Below are 15403 nucleotides of genomic sequence, written 5' to 3'. Positions count from 1 at the left end.
ATTCCGATATACTGGAATGCGGTCGTGATTATCTCGGAACGGCCGTGGGAGTGGGAATGTTCCTTTCTGTATTCGACGTGTTCAAGATCGGCATCGGGCCGTCCAGCTCACACACGATGGGGCCGATGGTTGCGGCCAATCGCTTTCTCGACGAACTCGCGCACGGCAAGTGGCCTCGCCCTGCTACCGCAGATGTGGCCTCTCTCGCCGTCACCCTCCACGGTTCGCTGGCCTTTACCGGAATCGGCCACGGCACGGGCCGCGCGGTCATCCTCGGCCTTTGCGGCTACCCCCCCGCCAGCATCGATCCCGATGAAATCGACGCGATCATCGCCGGCGTCGAGGAGAGCGGTAAGGTGCAGCCCCCCGGGCATCACGCCTATCGTTTCCGCCCGGCCGTCGATCTCGTCTACGACAAGCAAAAGGCCATGCCCGGCCACCCCAACGGCCTGCAGTTCTTTGCCTATGACGCCGACGGCGGCCTGCTTCTCAAGCGCGGCTACTACTCGATCGGCGGTGGCTTCGTCCTCGAGGAAAGCGAACTTGCTGCCCTCAAGACCGAGCCGCCCCGCCAGGCGACGGACGTTCCGTTCCCCTTTGAAACCGCTGCGCAGATGCTGAAGATGGCGCGCGAGTCCGGCCTCTCCATCGCCGAGATGAAGCGCCGCAACGAGACCGTCGTCCGCGGCGAGCGCGAGCTCAATACCGGGCTCGACGGGATCTGGAAGGCCATGTCCAACTGCATCGATCGTGGCATGAACCAGGATGGCCAGTTGCCCGGCGGCCTCAAGGTTCGTCGCCGCGCCAAGGCCATCCGCGCCCAGCTTGATGCAGAACGCACGCGCAACATCACCAACCCGCTCTCGGCCAATGATTGGCTGGCCCTCTACGCCATGGCGGTGAACGAGGAAAATGCTGGCGGCGGCAAGGTCGTCACCGCGCCGACCAACGGTGCAGCCGGCGTCATCCCCTCGGTGCTGCGCTATTATCGCGATTTCTCGACCGGCGCGAACGATGACGGCATCCGCACCTTCCTGCTGACCGCCGCGGCGGTGGGGGGCATCATCAAGCACAACGCCTCCATTTCCGGCGCTGAAGTTGGGTGCCAGGGCGAGGTCGGTTCCGCCTCCGCAATGGCCGCTGCCGGTCTTTGCGCCGTCATGGGCGGTACGCCCGAGCAGGTGGAAAATGCCGCCGAAATTGCCCTCGAGCACCATCTCGGCATGACCTGCGATCCCGTCGGCGGCCTCGTGCAGATTCCCTGCATCGAGCGCAACGCCTTCGGCGCGGTGAAAGCGGTAACAGCCGCGTCCCTGGCGATGAAGGGCGATGGCATCCACAGCGTGGCGCTCGACGCATGCGTCGAAACCATGCGCCAGACCGGCCACGACATGAACGAGCGCTACAAGGAAACCAGCCTTGGTGGCCTGGCGGTCAACGTGGTGGAGTGCTGAACAAGCATTGACCGTCTGGTATGGTAGTTGTAATCGACGGGAAACCGAGGGTTACTGCTTTGCCACTTCATCCAGACCGGCTGTTTCCGGCCGACCCGACCCTGCGCGGCCTGGCCCGTGAACTCTATGGCTCCGTCAAGGACCTGCCGATCGTCTCGCCGCACGGCCACACCGAGCCGCGCTGGTATGCCGAGGATGCCGCCTTCCCTGATCCGGTCGCGCTTTTCATCAAGCCCGACCACTACGTGTTCAGAATGCTCTATTCGCAGGGCGTGCCACTGGAGGCCATGGGCATCCCGGATCGCCACGGCGAGCCCAAAAAGACCGACGATCGCGCCATCTGGCGCCTCTTCGCCGAAAATTGGTATCTCTTCCGCGCCACGCCGTCCCGCCTCTGGTTCGAGCACTCGCTCGAAAGCGTATTCGGCATCACCGAGCGCCTGACCCCGCTCAACGCCGACCGTATCTACGATCAGATCGCTGACGCTCTGCAGAAGCCCGAGCTGCGCCCACGCGCGCTCTATGATGCCTTCCGCATCGAAGCCATCTCCACCACCGACGCCGCAACCGACGACCTGCGCTACCACGACCAGGTCCTCACCTCCGGCTGGCATGGCCGCGTCCTGCCCGCCTACCGTCCCGACTTCGTCATCGATCCTGAACGCGAAGGCTTCGCCCAGCGCGTGGCTGAATTCGTCGCCCTCACCGGCATGCCGCTTACGTGGGCCGGCTACCTCGATGCCCACCGCGCCCGCCGCGCCTACTTCAAGGCCCGCGGGGCAACCTCGTCGGATCACGGCCACCCGAGCGCTCGCACCGCCAATCTCTCGCGTACCGACGCCGCCGCTCTCTTCGAGCGCGTCACCAAGGGTAATCCGTCGCCCGAGGATGCCGAGCTTTTCCGCGCACAGATGCTCACCGAAATGGCGCGGATGAGCATCGAGGATGGCCTGGTGATGCAGATCCATCCCGGCGCCTTCCGCAATCACAATCGCGATGTCTTCGCCGCCTATGGCGCCGACAAGGGCGCCGATATCCCGGCGCGCACCGACTACGTTCGCGCGCTGAAGCCGCTGCTCGATGAAGTCGGCAACCGCTCCGACCTCACGATCATTCTTTTCACGCTCGACGAAACCACCTATTCGCGCGAACTGGCTCCGCTTGCCGGGCACTATCCCGCACTGCGGCTCGGCCCCGCCTGGTGGTTTTACGATAGCCCGGAGGGCATGCTGCGCTACCGCCAGATGGTCACGGAGACAGCCGGCTTCTACAACACCGTCGGCTTCAACGACGACACGCGCGCCTATCTCTCGATACCTGCGCGACACGATGTGGCGCGGCGTGTGGATTGCTCCTACCTCGCCGGCCTTGTCGCCACCCACCAGCTTGAACTGGAAGAAGCCCACGAAGTGGCGGTCGACCTCGCCTACAGGCTGGCGAAGAAGGCCTATCGTATCTGATTGTCAGGCAGCCGATTCTGCCACTGGCGGGGTCGGCTGATGCTCCCGGATGTCGGAGACGAACGCGACGCCCACCTTTTCGAGCGGCGGTCGACCGGCCGCGAAATCATCTTCGATGATCCAGCGTCGCGGCTCCGTGCAGAATACCGGCGCCGCGTCCTCGATCCCGAATGTCCGGTCCAGCATCTCCCGCAGCGTGTCGTCCGCCGGCTTGATGACGCGCTCGGCGATCGAGCCCGGGAACGTCACGTGCGAGCGAATCCAGCCCGCCAGTTCGGGATCGACCATCGCGGCCAGGTCGAGCACCGCGCTCTCGGCAACGCGCCCATTCTCCGGCATGTCGTCGCAACTCAGCACCGTGAACGGCCCCGAACCTGCATCCCAGCGACGCTTCAGCCCCGACACCACGACGCCGATCGCCGTCTTGGGCGCGTTGATGTCTTCGGCATCCGCAACCATGTCGGGATGGTCGGCTTTGAAGTGCCCCGTCGCGCTATCTATGTAGTATCCGGCCTCGGTAACGGTCATCGAGACGATGCGCACGGCAGGATCTTCCAGCCTGTCGAGCAACATGTCGGTGGCGCTCGGTTCGATGAATTCGATCATCGGCGCCAGCACGCGGGCGATGGAGCGGTGGCCGTCTTCGCTCACCACCGTGGACATCCAGTCCTGTGGCTCCAGCGCCAAGCGGGTATGCCCGTCGGCTGCGCGGACGCCCGCGCCGATAATGGCCCAGTCATGGGCTTCGCCCAGGTTGAACAGGTCGTCCATATAGACGGCCTGGTGTGCTCGATGAAACTTGCCGACCCCGATATGCACGATCCCGGCCTTGAGACGCGTGCGATTGTAGTGGGGGACCGATGCGGTCAGAGATATTGGAGCAAGCGTCGCCGCCGACAGCTTGGTAGCCATATAGAATAGTTTTCCCTCACGCGGCCGTGACCGCCCTCATCGGCTTATCCCCAACGGATCGGGCGCGATTAAGGCGCTCCTGCGGCCTTGCTGAGGCGGCTGTCCAGCAGGTCCCCGCTTTCGCTCAGGATCGAATAGGCAATTCCCGAGAGTGCCGAGTTGATGCGCTTGAGTGCGTGCACGGTCTCGAGGTGCAGGTCCGAGCTCTCCCGGCTTGCCGCCGTGCCTGAACGCAGGCGGGTGAGGTGCCGGGCGATACTCTCGCGCTCGAACGCGCCGATCTCGTCCTTCTCCTCGATGAGTTGCCGCGCCGAATCGCGATCTTCGGAAACCAGCACGTTGAGCGAGAGCTGCAGGTTGTCGAGCACGCGCGCATGCAGGTCCGTCAGTTCCTTCCAGCCCTGGTCGGAGAACTTGATATTCCGCTCGCACTTCTGCTCGGCCAGCTTCAGGAGCTGCTTGGCCACGATATCGCCGGCCTGCTCCATATTGATGGCAAAGCTTGTCAGTTCCTGTCCGCGGCGCTTCTGGCCTTCGTCCATCCCGTCCCAATCCAGGCTTGCCAGATAGAGCTTGATGTCGCTGTTGGCCTTGTTGACCTCCGCCTCCAGCTCCTTGATCTGCTTGATCGCGACCTTGTCGCCCGTCTGGTAGATGTTCATCACCGGCTGGAGCATCACCTCCACCAGCTCGCTCATTCGCAGCAATTCGCGCGTGGCACTGGCCAGCGCGATATCGGGATTGGCCTTGGCCTCCCGGATCAGCGCCGGCTGGCGCAGCCGCGCAACGTCCATGGTCTCGTTCGGCGCGGGCTTGAGCAGGCGCTCGGTGAGCCGCGCCATCTGTCCGGTGAACGGCAGGCAGACCGCCACGCGCAGCAGGTTGAAGGCCACGTGGAAGGCGATCACATCCGAGCCGGGTAGGGCCGTAACCCAGTTGAGCGGTGGGCGAATGAACTGCAGCACGAGCAGCAGCGCCACCGCCACGACCACCTGAAACAGCATGTTTCCCAAGGCAATACGGCGCGCACGGACGTCCATGGCACGGGTGAGGAGCACCGTGATGAAGGCCCCGCCCGTATTGACCCCGAGCACCAGCGCCGCCGCCATCTCGACCGGGATGAGCCCATGCGTCGAGAACGAGGCTATGAGCAGCACCGCCGCGACCGAGGAGTGGATCGCCCAGCCGAGCAGAGCCGCCAGCAGGAACGCGGTAATGAGGTCGTTCCTGAGATAGGTGACGCCCATTTCGAGCACCGGACTATCGCGCCAGGCCGCCGTAGCCTCCGACATCATCTGCAGCGAGATCAGCGTGAAGGCGAGGCCCATCACCAGCCGGCCCAATTGCTTGGTCTGCCGGGCATTGCCCTTGAAGAACAACAGGCCGCCCAGGATGACGAGGAGAGGCGTCAGCCAGGAAAGGTCCATCGACAGGATGCTGGCGACGAGCGCCGATCCGAGCGCCGCGCCCAGTTGCACGGCAATTCCCGTGGCCGAAGTCATCAGTCCGCTGCCGGCAAAGCCGATGGCCAGGAGCGCCGCCGCCGTCGAGCTTTGCAGCGCAATCGCCATCGTGGCGCCCGAGACTGCGGCCGCCAGCTTGCTGGAGCTGGCAAAGTTGAGGACGCGCCTCAACTGCGTTGAGTAGGAGCGCTCAACCGCTGTTCGCACCATGCGCACCGCCCAGATCAGCAGCACGATGGCCGCCACCAGGTGCACGACAGTGAGATACATGCCTTTCCCTCCGTGAGTCGGGTTGATCACGCTAACAATGCGCGCGTAAGCCTGGAAGTCCAAACCCCTGTGCCGTCATTCGGTTGCGAGACCGTCCTCCTCTCGCGAAACCGACGCGGCACTTATGAGCATGATTTTCATATGAACGTTCGGCACGCAAGGCGCCGCGCGTATCAGCGCTTCGAATGCTCGCTCAAAACAAGTCCATAACCTACGATAGTGTCATAAAAGTGCAATCAGGCCCGCCTATTCCTCGCGACGGCCGCGATGGCCTCAACACCTGACCCACCCACCCCGTGTCCACCGACATTTTCATATGAACTTTTGAGGTTGCCATATGAAAATTCGATTGCTAGCGTTTCGGCAAGAAGGCAATCGACCTTCTGGAGGGGACCAAAAAGGGAAGAGACAAATGAACAAGCTTGTTCTGCTTGCGTCGACCGCATTGGCGGCGCTGACTTTTGCCACTGCCGCGGAAGCCGCGACCAAGATCCAGTGGTGGCACGCAATGGGCGGCGAACTTGGCGCCAAGCTCGAAGAGATCGCTGCCAACTTCAACAAGAGCCAGCCCGACTACGAGATCGTTCCGGTCTACAAGGGCTCCTATGACGAAGCCCTGACGGCCGCCATCGCCGCGTTCCGCGCCAACGAACAGCCGGCCATCATCCAGGTTTACGAAGTCGGCACCGGCACCATGATGGGCGCCAAGGGCGCCGTGTACCCGGTCTACCAGCTCATGAAGGACATGGGCGAAGAGTTCGACCAGTCCAAGTACCTGCCGGCCGTCGTCGGCTACTACTCGGACACCGAGGGCAACATCCTGTCGTTGCCCTTCAACTCGTCCACCCCGATCATGTACTACAACAAGGACGTCTTCAAAAAAGCCGGCCTTGATCCGGAAGTGGCGCCCAAGACCTGGAAGGAAGTCGAGGAGTTCTCCAAGAAGATCGTCGATTCCGGCGCGGCCAAGTGCGGTTTCACCACCGGCTGGATCGCCTGGGTTCAGCTCGAGAACCTCAACGCGATCCATGACCAGCCTTACTCCACCAAGGCCAACGGCTTTGGCGGTCTGGATGCCGAGTTCACCTTCAACAACGACCTCTCCGTACGCCACTGGGAAAACCTGAAGAAGTGGCAGGATGAGCATGTGTTCGAGTTCGGCGGCCCCGGCGGCGGCGACAACGCGCCCCCGCTGTTCTACTCGCAGGAATGCGCCATCTACATGAACTCGTCGGCCTCGCGCGCCGGCGTGATCAACAACGCCAAGGACTTCCAGGTCGGCTTCGCTCCGCTGCCGTACTACGATGACGTGACGACCGAGCCGAAGAACTCGATCATCGGCGGCGCCACCCTCTGGACGCTCCAGGGCCGTCCGCAGGAAGAATACAAGGGCGTGGCCAAGTTCTTCACGTACCTCTCGCAGCCGGACGTCCAGGCTGCCTGGCACCAGTTCACCGGTTACCTGCCGATCACGCAGGCCGCCTATGACCTGGGCATCCAGCAGGGCTACTACGAGAAGAATCCGGGTTCGGACATCGCCATCAAGCAGCTGACCCGCGTCACCCCGACCGAAAACTCCAAGGGCATCCGCTTCGGCAACTACGTCCAGGAACGCACCGTCATCTCCGACGAAGCCGTCGCGATGCTGGGCGGGCAGAAGACGCCCAAGGAAGCGCTCGACGAGGCCGTCAGGAAGGGCAACGAACTCCTGCGCGAGTTCCAGGCGGCCAACCAGTAAGGTCCGGCCTGCTCAACCGGAAGCCCGCGCAACTCGCGGGCTTCCTTTTGCCCTCACGCGAGACCGGCCGATGCAGACCAAACGCACCGTCTTTCCAAACAGGGTCCTGCCGTATGTGCTGCTGCTGCCGCAACTGCTGGTGACCTTCGTTTTTTTCCTCTGGCCCGCCGGCCAGGCCTTCTGGCAATCCTTCCTTCGCGAAGATGCCTTCGGCTTCAAGACAACCTTCGTGTGGCTCGACAACTACTCGAAGCTCTTTGCCGATCCGGCCTATCTCAACTCCATGCGCGTCACGGCGATCTTCGCCATCAGCGTGACGGCGCTATCGATGATTGTCGCGCTGCTCCTGGCTGTTACCGCCAGCCGCATGCTGCGCTCCTCGAAAGTCTATTCGACGCTGCTCGTCTGGCCCTACGCCATCGCGCCGGCCATCGCGGGCATTCTCTGGTGGTTCATGTTCAACCCCACCATCGGCATCCTGACCTATCTGCTCAGGGCGTTCGGGGTGAACTGGAACCACATGATCAACTCCACCGACGCGATGATCCTCATCGTGCTGGCGGCGACCTGGAAGCAGATCTCCTACAACTTCCTCTTCTTCCTGGCGGGACTGCAATCCATCCCGAAATCGCTCGAGGAGGCGGCAGCCATCGATGGCGCCGGCCCGGTCAAGCGCTTCTGGACCATAGTCTTCCCGCTGCTCTCGCCGACCACGTTCTATCTGATGGTCATCAACGTCGTTTACGCCATGTTCGATACTTTCGGCGTGATCCACGCGACCACCGAGGGCGGACCGTCCCGGTCGACCGAAATCCTTGTCTACAAGGTCTATTTCGACGGCTTCATCGGCCTCAACCTCGGCTCTTCCGCCGCCCAGTCCGTGATCCTGATGGGCATCGTCATCGTCCTGACCGCCGTCCAGTTCCGCTTCGTCGAGCGGCGCGTGCAGTATTGAGGAGGAGCAAATGGTAGAAAATCGTCCCATCCTCAATTTCCTGTCGCACCTGGTGCTGATCGTCGGCGTCGTGGTGGTGGTGTTCCCGGTCTATCTGGCCTTCATCGCCTCGACCCGCGGACCCAACGATTTCTATTCGGGCGTCGTGCCGCTCCTGCCGGGGCCGCACATGATCGAGAATTACTGGGCCATGCTCAGCTCGGGCATGACCACCTCCGGCGCCCCGCCGCTCGGGCCAATGATGTTCAACTCGCTGGTGATGGCGCTCGGCGTCGCCATCGGCAAGATCGCCATCTCGATCCTCTCGGCCTTCGCCATCGTCTATTTCCGCTTCCCGTTCCGCACGCTCGCCTTCTGGCTGATCTTCATCACCCTGATGTTGCCGGTCGAAGTGCGTATCGTGCCCACCTTCAAGGTGGTGGCGGATCTGGGTCTGCTCAACAATTACGGCGGCCTCATCGTGCCGCTCCTCGCCTCTGCGACCGCGACCTTCCTCTTCCGCCAGTTCTTCCTGACGGTGCCCGAGGAGCTCATGGAAGCGGCGCGGGTGGATGGGGCAGGGCCGATGAAGTTCTTCCGCGACATTCTGCTCCCGCTCTCGGTGACCAACATCGCGGCGCTCTTCGTGATCCTCTTCATCCTGGGTTGGAACCAGTACCTCTGGCCGCTGATCGTCACCACCAATCAGGACCAGTACACGGTCGTGATGGGCATCAAGCGCATGGCCGACGTCGCCGACAGCTATCCGCAATGGCACACGGTGATGGCGGCGGTGATCCTCGCCGCGCTCCCGCCCGTGCTCGTCATCATCGGAATGCAGCGCCTGTTCGTCAAAGGCCTCACCGAAACGGAGAAATAAGCATGGCAACGATCGATCTCGTTGACCTCAAGAAAGACTACGGCAACTCGCCGGCGGTGAAGGGCATCAACCTCAACGTCGCCGACGGTGAATTCATCGTACTCGTCGGCCCTTCAGGCTGCGGCAAGTCCACGCTCCTGCGCATGGTGGCGGGCCTCGAAACCGTTACTGACGGCATTGTCCGCATTGCGGGCAAGGACGTGAACAAGGCCGAGCCTGCCGAGCGCGACATCGCCATGGTGTTCCAGAACTACGCGCTCTACCCGCACATGACCGTGCGGCAGAACCTCGAATACGGCCTCAAGAACCGCGGCGTGCCGCGGCCGGAGATCGACAAGCGGGTCAAGGAAGCCGCCGATATCCTGGAGATCGGCCAGTTCCTCGAACGCAAGCCGCGCCAGCTTTCGGGCGGCCAGCGCCAGCGCGTGGCCATGGGCCGCGCCATCGTGCGCGAACCGGCGGCGTTCCTCTTCGACGAGCCGCTCTCCAACCTCGACGCCAAGCTGCGCGTGCAGATGCGCGTGGAAATCCGGCGCCTCCAGCGCCGGCTCAAGACCACGAGCCTCTACGTCACCCACGACCAGCTCGAAGCCCTGACCCTGGCCGACCGGCTGGTGGTGATGAATTCGGGCCTCGTCGAGCAGGTAGGTACGCCGGTCGAGGTCTATGAGCGTCCGGCCAGCCTCTTCGTGGCCAGCTTCATCGGCTCGCCGCCGATGAACCTCATCACCGTCGATCGTTTCCACGGCGACACGGGCAGCCTGCCGGCCAATACCGATATCATCGGCATCCGCCCCGAGCACCTGCTGCTCGATGCGCCGGCCGAGGCTCACGCCAAGCTCGACGCCATTGTCGAACTGGTCGAGCCGGCTGGCGGCGAAAGCCACGTCCACGTCCGGCTGAACGATACAGAACAGGTGATCGTCGTGCTGCTGCAAGGCCGCCCGCAGATCGCCGAAGGCACCCGGCTGGCGCTTCACGCCCGCCATGCCGACTTCCATCCCTTCAATCGAGAGAGCGGCAAAAGGACCGACTGAGCCTGCCATGAGCGCATCGACGGCTAACACAATGGAACGCCCCATTTCCGGGGCCGGTCTGCGGATCGATCAGGTGCACGCGCACAAGGGAGCGTCGGCGGTCGCGCCGGAAAACACGCTCTCAGCGTTTCGTGCCGCCTATGGGCAAGGCGCGCGATGGGTGGAGTTCGACGTCTCGCTCCTGGGTGACGGCACGCCCGTAGTCATCCACGACGCGACGGTCGACCGCTGCTCGTCCTCAAAGGGCCACCTCAAGGACCTCGCGGTCGCCGACCTTGCCAATATCGATGCCGGCTCCTGGTTCGATGGCTTCTACAAGGGCGAGCGCATCCCGACGCTGGAACAGGCTCTGGAATGCTTCGCCGAGTTCGGCCTGGCAGGCAATCTCGAGATCAAGCGGCACAAGCACCAGACTTCGGTGGAGGAGCTGACCGGCAATATCCACGCCGTCCTCAAGCGCCGCGACCCCAAGGTAAAGATCTCGATCTCGAGCTTTGACATCGACGTGCTCAAGTCGATCGGCGCCATGGACCCGTCGCTTGAGCTGGCCATGCTCTGGGACAAGCTGCCGGAAAACTGGCGCGACGTCTTGGCCGATATCCCGACCAAGGTCATCCATCTTAATTACCATGCACTGACGCTGCCCTTCCTCGACGAGGTCGTCGAAAAGGGGCTGCTGGTGCGGGCCTGGACGTGCAACGACCCGGCCGAGCTGGCGCAGTTCTGGCCGATGGGGCTGGGGGCCGTGATCACCGACGAACCGAGATATTTTCTCAGCCGATAAGGTTGAAACGGAACGAACATGCTTTCCGACAGGCAGGCCGAAATCCTCTCGTTGATCGAACGCGAAGGTGCTCAATACATTGAGGACCTGGCGCGCCGCTACGGCCTGACGACCCAGACCATCCGCCGCGACATCAACTATCTCTGCGACCGGGGCTATGCCCGCCGCTTCCATGGCGGCGTGGACGTTCCGGTCGAAGGTCGCAACATCTCGGCCAATGCCCGCTTCGAGATCAACGCTGCCGCCAAGCAGGTGATCGCGCGGCGGATCGCGGCCGAAATCCCCGAAGGCGCCACGGTGCTCATGGGCATCGGCACGACGGTGCAATACGTGGCCGAGGCCCTGCGCGACCACCGCGACCTCACCATCGTCACCAATAACATCGACGTGGCGCTGACCCTGGGGGATGCCAAGCATCTCGACGTGCATTTGACCGGCGGCGTCTACCGCCCGGACGATCGAGACAGCGTCGGGCCGGACACGGTGCGCTATTTCCAGAAATTCCACGCGGCCTGCTGCGTGGTGGGCACGGGCGGGCTTCACCCCGATATCGGGCTCCTCGAATTCACCCACGAGGAAGCGCTGGTGACGGCGGCGATCATCGACAGTTCCGAACAGCGGTTCCTCGTCGCCGACGCCTCCAAGTGGTTGCGCCCGGCGGCGGTCAAGGTGGTGCCGTTCTCCCGCATGAGCCGGTTTTTCACCGACCATCTGCCTGATGATCCTTCTATTGCCGACAAGCTGCGCCAAAGCGGCGTGGATGTCGTTCTTTGCGGTTCGGAGACCTCATGACTTTCCTCGGCCCCGCTCCTGCGACCAGCGATCTGCGCGCGGTGCGGTATCTGTTCACCGATATCGACGACACGCTCACCACGCATGGTCGGCTGCTGCCGCAGACCTACCAGGCGCTCTGGGACCTGTCGGACGCCGGCATATCCGTCATTCCGGTGACGGGCGGGTCGGCCGGCTGGGCCGAGCATATCGTGCGCACCTGGCCGGTGGCCGCCGTGATCGGGGAGAGCGGTGCGTTCGTTCTGACTTCGGACCGCGGCAAGGTGGTCTTCGAGTACTGGGATGACGAAGCCACGCGCCGCCTGCGCCAGCGCGAGCTGCTGCAGCGGCTGGTGATGATGCTGGCGGGCACGGGGTTCGAGCTGGCGCACGACCAGCAGTTCCGCATCGCCGACGTGGCCATCGACCTCGCCGGCCACGCACCCGAGGAAATCGACGACCTGGCCAAGGCCATCCGCGCTACTGGCGCCCGGGCAGTGGCGAGCTCGATCCACATCAACACCTGGATCGGCGACTACGACAAGCGCGCCATGAGCGAGCGCGTGCTGCTCAAGGATTTCGGCGTGGCGCCGGCGGATGTGGCGGCGAGCACCGCGTTTGTCGGGGACTCCCGCAACGACGCGCCGATGTTCTCGTTCATCCGCAATTCGTTCGGCGTAGGGAATATCGCGCCGTACCTGGCGGAGCTGCCTCAGGCGCCGGCCTGGGTGTCAGAACAGCCGGCCGGCCGGGGGTTTGCGGATATTGCGAAGACGTTGTTGAAGGCTCGGGGGTAGGCGGCCCGCGTTCTTGGCACCCCCCTCCCAGCCTCCCCCGCAAGGGGGGAGGTGTTTCGATCGGGGTGTTGGAACACAATGCGCTCATTAGGCACGGTCAGCACCTCCCCCCTTGCGGGGGAGGCTGGGAGGGGAGTGCCAAGGGCGAGATGCCGACCGCACCGCTTCGCCCGCCACACTTCCCCTGACCTGCTGGGGCGATCTCGCTTTCCGTCTCGCCGACCTTGCCCCAACTCTTACTTCCCCGGGCGAAGACCCGGCAACTGTAATTCAGGTTGCGAAGCGTGTTCGGGTTTTCATGATGGCGTTGATGGTGACGAGGAGCTTTCTGGCGAGGGCGACGAGGGCGGGCTTGGGTGGTTTTCCGGCCTGGCGCAGACGGTGGTAGAAGGCGTTGAGAGGCGATTGTGTTCGCAAGGATGCAACGGCGGCCATGTAGAGGGCCTGGCGGACGCGGCGGCGGCCCCCGCGGATGGAGCGCTGTCCGCGCCGTAGGCCGCTATCGTTGTTGAGCGGGGCCAACCCGGCCAGGGTGGCGATCTGCTTGCCCGAGCGTCGGCCCAGTTCGGGCATCAGGGCGGCCAGGACAGAGGCGGTGACCGGGCCGATGCCGGGCACCGAGCGGATCAGGGCCTGGTCCTGTGCCAGGGCGGCATCGCTGCCGATCTGGTTCTGGATTTCGACCTCGATGGCGGCGATGGCCTGGTTGAGGCCGGCCATGTGCCGGTCCAGGTCGGCGCCGATGAAGGAATCGGTTATCTCGATCCGGCGCTGCTTTTCCTGGGTGCGCATGGCCACCAACTGGTCGCGGCGGCGGCTGAGCAGGCCGAGCCGCTCGCGTCCGGCCTCGGGCAGCGGGTCGGCCACGAGGCGCAGGGCCCGGCCCATTTCGGCAAGCATGGCCGCATCGAGCGCATCGGTCTTGGCGAGCCGGCCGCTGGCCCGCGCAAAGTCACGGGCCCGCTGCGGATTGACCCGGACATGGCCGATCCCGGCCAGCGCCAGTCCGGCGCGCAAGCTCTTGTCGTAAACCCCGCTCGCCTCCAGCACCACGAGAGTGCCTCCCGCTCCAGCGTGGCGGCGAATGCGGCGATGGCGTCCATGGTGTTGGCGATCCGCTGCACGCCCTCCCCGCCGGAAGAGGCGATATCCAGCCAGGCTTTCGAAACGTCGATTCCAATCCAGGTCGGTGATAGGGTCATGGGCCTGTCCCTGTGATCCGAGGTCCGTCTCGAGCGGCCTCGCGCAACTGTTCAGGTGTTTGTCAAAGCGGGCGGGGACCCGTGCCGGCTCTCGGTCTTTAAACCTGGGGCCCAACGGTCTCCCGCCCGTACCCAATATGACACAGCACAATTACACAGGGGCCTATTGCACTCCTCCACCCGAGTGGAGATATCCGTGGGCCCCGGCTCTGCGGCCGGGGAAGTTCCGTGGCGGGGTGGGTTCCGTGTTGGATGGGCCCGTGATCGGAGAAGCGTGGGTAGCAGAAGAGACCCTCGCTACCCCTTCCTGATCTCTGTTCGCCACGAATATTGCGGCCAATACCCCAGCATGCGTTTGGCCTTGTCGATCGAGAGCAGCGTGCCGTTGGTGGAGATGCCGGGTTTCTGCGGTACGCCTGGAAACACCTCGGCCAGGAGCGAGGTGTTGTCGCGGCTCATGACGGTGTCGGCATTGGCGATGATGAAGGCTTCAAAGCCCTTGAAGTCTGCCTCGATGGCGCGGCGCACGGCCTGGGCGCCGTCGCGGGCGTCGATATAGCCCCAGAGGTTCCATTTGCGCCCGAGCGGGTTGGCGTCGAAGCCCGGGAAGGCCTTGTAGTCTTCCGGGTCCATGACGTTGGAGAAGCGCAGGCCGACGATGCGCAGGTCCGGGTCCCAGCGGGCGAACTGGGCGGCCATGGTTTCGTCGAGCAGCTTGCCGAGCGAATAAGCGCTTTCGGGCCGCGGGAAATACTCCTCGTCCACCGGCACATAGGGCGGGGGCGTGTCGAAGGGGAGGCCGAGCACCGTTTCGCTCGAGGCGAAGACCACGTTCTTGATGCCCGCCTGCCGGGCGGCGAGGAAGACGTTGTAGGTCGAGGGCACGTTGTTCTTGAACGTCTCGGCATTGGGGCTGAGGCCCGGCGCGGGAATCGCGGCGAGATGGACCACGGCCTCGAACGGGCCGTGCCGCTCGTCGATCCCGCCGAGGATGGCCTCGGCCACCTGGCCGTAATCGGAAAGGTCGACCTTGACCGTCGGGCAGGGACCGTTGCGGGGCGCCACCGTATCGAGGTTCAGCACCTCGTAGCCATGGTCGAGCAGGTCGCGCACCACCGCGCGCCCGAGCTTTCCGCTGCCCCCGGTTACAACGACTTTCGGCATTCTCACCCTCTCCCCTGATGACGCCCTCAGCCTAGCAAGGCCAGCCGGGGCCAGCCAACCCAATCTGAACCGATTCTGAACGCGGGTCTCAGGGTGGGTTCAAGGCCCGGGCAATAGGGTGATCTCCATCGAACGCAACCCGAGCTTTGAGGGGACGAAATGAGAAAGCAGCACGAACAGCTTCTGGTGGCAGCCCTGGCGGGCCTGGTCATCGTCGGTGCCGCCGCCTTCGTCGTGCAGCCCGCAATGGCCGCCGGCTACCAGGTGGAACAGCAGGCGCAGGTGACCGGCGTCGCCAAGTGGGACCGCCTCAACATCCGCAAGTGGCCGGCCTCTTATTCCCAGAAGACCGGCTCGCTCAAGCCGCACACCTATGTGTGGGTCGAGCGGTGCATCGAGGCCTCGCAGGGCTCGGACTGGTGCCTCGTCGAGCGCGGCAACCAGATGGGGTGGGTGAACTCGGCCTACCTCACGCTCGCGGACGACCTGGACATCTGATTTTTCTTTTCGACCTCCTCCCGTCGACTCTCCGGTCAC

The 15403-nt window shown here is 63.9% G+C and carries 14 protein-coding genes; 10 read left to right on the top strand and 4 right to left on the bottom strand.

Annotated features, from left to right (window positions below):
* Nucleotides 1–56: 56 nt before the first annotated feature.
* Entirely contained in the window at nt 57–1454 is a 1398-nt protein-coding gene (locus JNE37_RS01970; RefSeq protein ID WP_203065141.1) for an L-serine ammonia-lyase, read from the top strand.
* Nucleotides 1455–1513: 59 nt separating this feature from the next.
* Nucleotides 1514–2914, top strand: coding sequence for a glucuronate isomerase (gene uxaC, locus JNE37_RS01965; protein ID WP_203065140.1), 1401 nt, complete (start codon nt 1514–1516; stop codon nt 2912–2914).
* A gap of 3 nt (nt 2915–2917) precedes the next feature.
* Here uxaC and JNE37_RS01960 read toward each other — a convergent pair whose 3' ends face one another.
* Together JNE37_RS01960 and JNE37_RS01955 are read right to left on the bottom strand one after the other, a co-directional pair.
* Nucleotides 2918–3826 carry a mannitol dehydrogenase family protein gene (locus JNE37_RS01960; RefSeq protein WP_203065139.1) on the bottom strand — a complete coding sequence of 303 codons (909 nt, stop codon included), beginning with the start codon at nt 3824–3826 and terminating at the stop codon, nt 2918–2920.
* A gap of 68 nt (nt 3827–3894) precedes the next feature.
* Nucleotides 3895–5559: a Na/Pi cotransporter family protein gene (locus tag JNE37_RS01955; RefSeq protein WP_203065138.1), complete on the bottom strand. Its 1665-nt coding sequence runs from the start codon at nt 5557–5559 to the stop codon at nt 3895–3897.
* Between the two features lie 412 nt (nt 5560–5971).
* On the opposite strand from JNE37_RS01955, the gene ugpB reads away from it, so the two are divergent.
* The 7 genes from ugpB (at nt 5972) to JNE37_RS01920 (ending at nt 12500) form a co-directional block, all read left to right on the top strand.
* A complete protein-coding gene (gene ugpB / locus JNE37_RS01950) occupies nt 5972–7297 on the top strand; it encodes a sn-glycerol-3-phosphate ABC transporter substrate-binding protein UgpB (RefSeq protein WP_035032781.1) in 1326 nt (441 codons plus the stop codon).
* A gap of 70 nt (nt 7298–7367) precedes the next feature.
* Entirely contained in the window at nt 7368–8252 is an 885-nt protein-coding gene (gene ugpA / locus JNE37_RS01945) for a sn-glycerol-3-phosphate ABC transporter permease UgpA (protein ID WP_035032783.1), read from the top strand.
* A 10-nt stretch (nt 8253–8262) separates the two neighbouring features.
* Entirely contained in the window at nt 8263–9111 is an 849-nt protein-coding gene (ugpE, locus tag JNE37_RS01940; protein ID WP_035089633.1) for a sn-glycerol-3-phosphate ABC transporter permease UgpE, read from the top strand.
* Nucleotides 9112–9113: 2 nt separating this feature from the next.
* On the top strand, nt 9114–10148 hold the full coding sequence (locus JNE37_RS01935; RefSeq protein ID WP_203065137.1) for a sn-glycerol-3-phosphate import ATP-binding protein UgpC: 1035 nt from the start codon (nt 9114–9116) through the stop codon (nt 10146–10148).
* A 31-nt stretch (nt 10149–10179) separates the two neighbouring features.
* Nucleotides 10180–10932 (top strand): glycerophosphodiester phosphodiesterase family protein, encoded by a 753-nt coding sequence (locus tag JNE37_RS01930; RefSeq protein WP_182400401.1) that lies wholly within the window; start codon nt 10180–10182, stop codon nt 10930–10932.
* 18 nt (nt 10933–10950) lie between these two features.
* Entirely contained in the window at nt 10951–11724 is a 774-nt protein-coding gene (locus JNE37_RS01925) for a DeoR/GlpR family DNA-binding transcription regulator (protein ID WP_035032796.1), read from the top strand.
* On the top strand, nt 11721–12500 hold the full coding sequence (locus tag JNE37_RS01920) for an HAD-IIB family hydrolase (RefSeq protein ID WP_203065136.1): 780 nt from the start codon (nt 11721–11723) through the stop codon (nt 12498–12500). Before JNE37_RS01925 ends, JNE37_RS01920 begins: the two co-directional genes overlap by 4 nt.
* A 270-nt stretch (nt 12501–12770) precedes the next feature.
* Here the strand turns inward: JNE37_RS01920 and JNE37_RS01915 are convergent, their stop codons facing one another.
* The gene (locus tag JNE37_RS01915) at nt 12771–13553 is read right to left on the bottom strand and encodes an IS110 family RNA-guided transposase (protein ID WP_246513335.1); all 783 of its coding nucleotides are present in this window, start codon (nt 13551–13553) and stop codon (nt 12771–12773) included.
* A 446-nt stretch (nt 13554–13999) separates the two neighbouring features.
* On the bottom strand, nt 14000–14866 hold the full coding sequence (locus tag JNE37_RS01910) for an NAD-dependent epimerase/dehydratase family protein (protein ID WP_203065135.1): 867 nt from the start codon (nt 14864–14866) through the stop codon (nt 14000–14002).
* 159 nt (nt 14867–15025) lie between these two features.
* On the opposite strand from JNE37_RS01910, the gene JNE37_RS01905 reads away from it, so the two are divergent.
* The gene (locus JNE37_RS01905; protein ID WP_035094449.1) at nt 15026–15364 is read left to right on the top strand and encodes an SH3 domain-containing protein; all 339 of its coding nucleotides are present in this window, start codon (nt 15026–15028) and stop codon (nt 15362–15364) included.
* Nucleotides 15365–15403 lie beyond the last annotated feature (39 nt).

It is taken from the genome of Paradevosia shaoguanensis (genome assembly GCF_016801025.1).
Taxonomy (GTDB): Bacteria; Pseudomonadota; Alphaproteobacteria; order Rhizobiales; family Devosiaceae; genus Paradevosia; species Paradevosia shaoguanensis.
The sequence above is the reverse complement of the archived record's forward strand: the minus strand, read 5'-3'. Positions and strand labels throughout refer to the sequence as shown.

Excerpts from the sequence above, each read along its gene's own strand:
- JNE37_RS01970 (WP_203065141.1), top strand. The coding sequence starts at position 57 with ATGTTCCTTTCTGTATTCGACGTGTTCAAGATCGGCATCGGGCCGTCC.
- JNE37_RS01960 (WP_203065139.1), bottom strand. The coding sequence starts at position 3,826 with ATGGCTACCAAGCTGTCGGCGGCGACGCTTGCTCCAATATCTCTGACC.
- JNE37_RS01955 (WP_203065138.1), bottom strand. The coding sequence starts at position 5,559 with ATGTATCTCACTGTCGTGCACCTGGTGGCGGCCATCGTGCTGCTGATC.
- ugpB (WP_035032781.1), top strand. The coding sequence starts at position 5,972 with ATGAACAAGCTTGTTCTGCTTGCGTCGACCGCATTGGCGGCGCTGACT.
- ugpA (WP_035032783.1), top strand. The coding sequence starts at position 7,368 with ATGCAGACCAAACGCACCGTCTTTCCAAACAGGGTCCTGCCGTATGTG.
- ugpE (WP_035089633.1), top strand. The coding sequence starts at position 8,263 with ATGGTAGAAAATCGTCCCATCCTCAATTTCCTGTCGCACCTGGTGCTG.
- JNE37_RS01935 (WP_203065137.1), top strand. The coding sequence starts at position 9,114 with ATGGCAACGATCGATCTCGTTGACCTCAAGAAAGACTACGGCAACTCG.
- JNE37_RS01930 (WP_182400401.1), top strand. The coding sequence starts at position 10,180 with ATGGAACGCCCCATTTCCGGGGCCGGTCTGCGGATCGATCAGGTGCAC.
- JNE37_RS01925 (WP_035032796.1), top strand. The coding sequence starts at position 10,951 with ATGCTTTCCGACAGGCAGGCCGAAATCCTCTCGTTGATCGAACGCGAA.
- JNE37_RS01920 (WP_203065136.1), top strand. The coding sequence starts at position 11,721 with ATGACTTTCCTCGGCCCCGCTCCTGCGACCAGCGATCTGCGCGCGGTG.
- JNE37_RS01910 (WP_203065135.1), bottom strand. The coding sequence starts at position 14,866 with ATGCCGAAAGTCGTTGTAACCGGGGGCAGCGGAAAGCTCGGGCGCGCG.
- JNE37_RS01905 (WP_035094449.1), top strand. The coding sequence starts at position 15,026 with ATGAGAAAGCAGCACGAACAGCTTCTGGTGGCAGCCCTGGCGGGCCTG.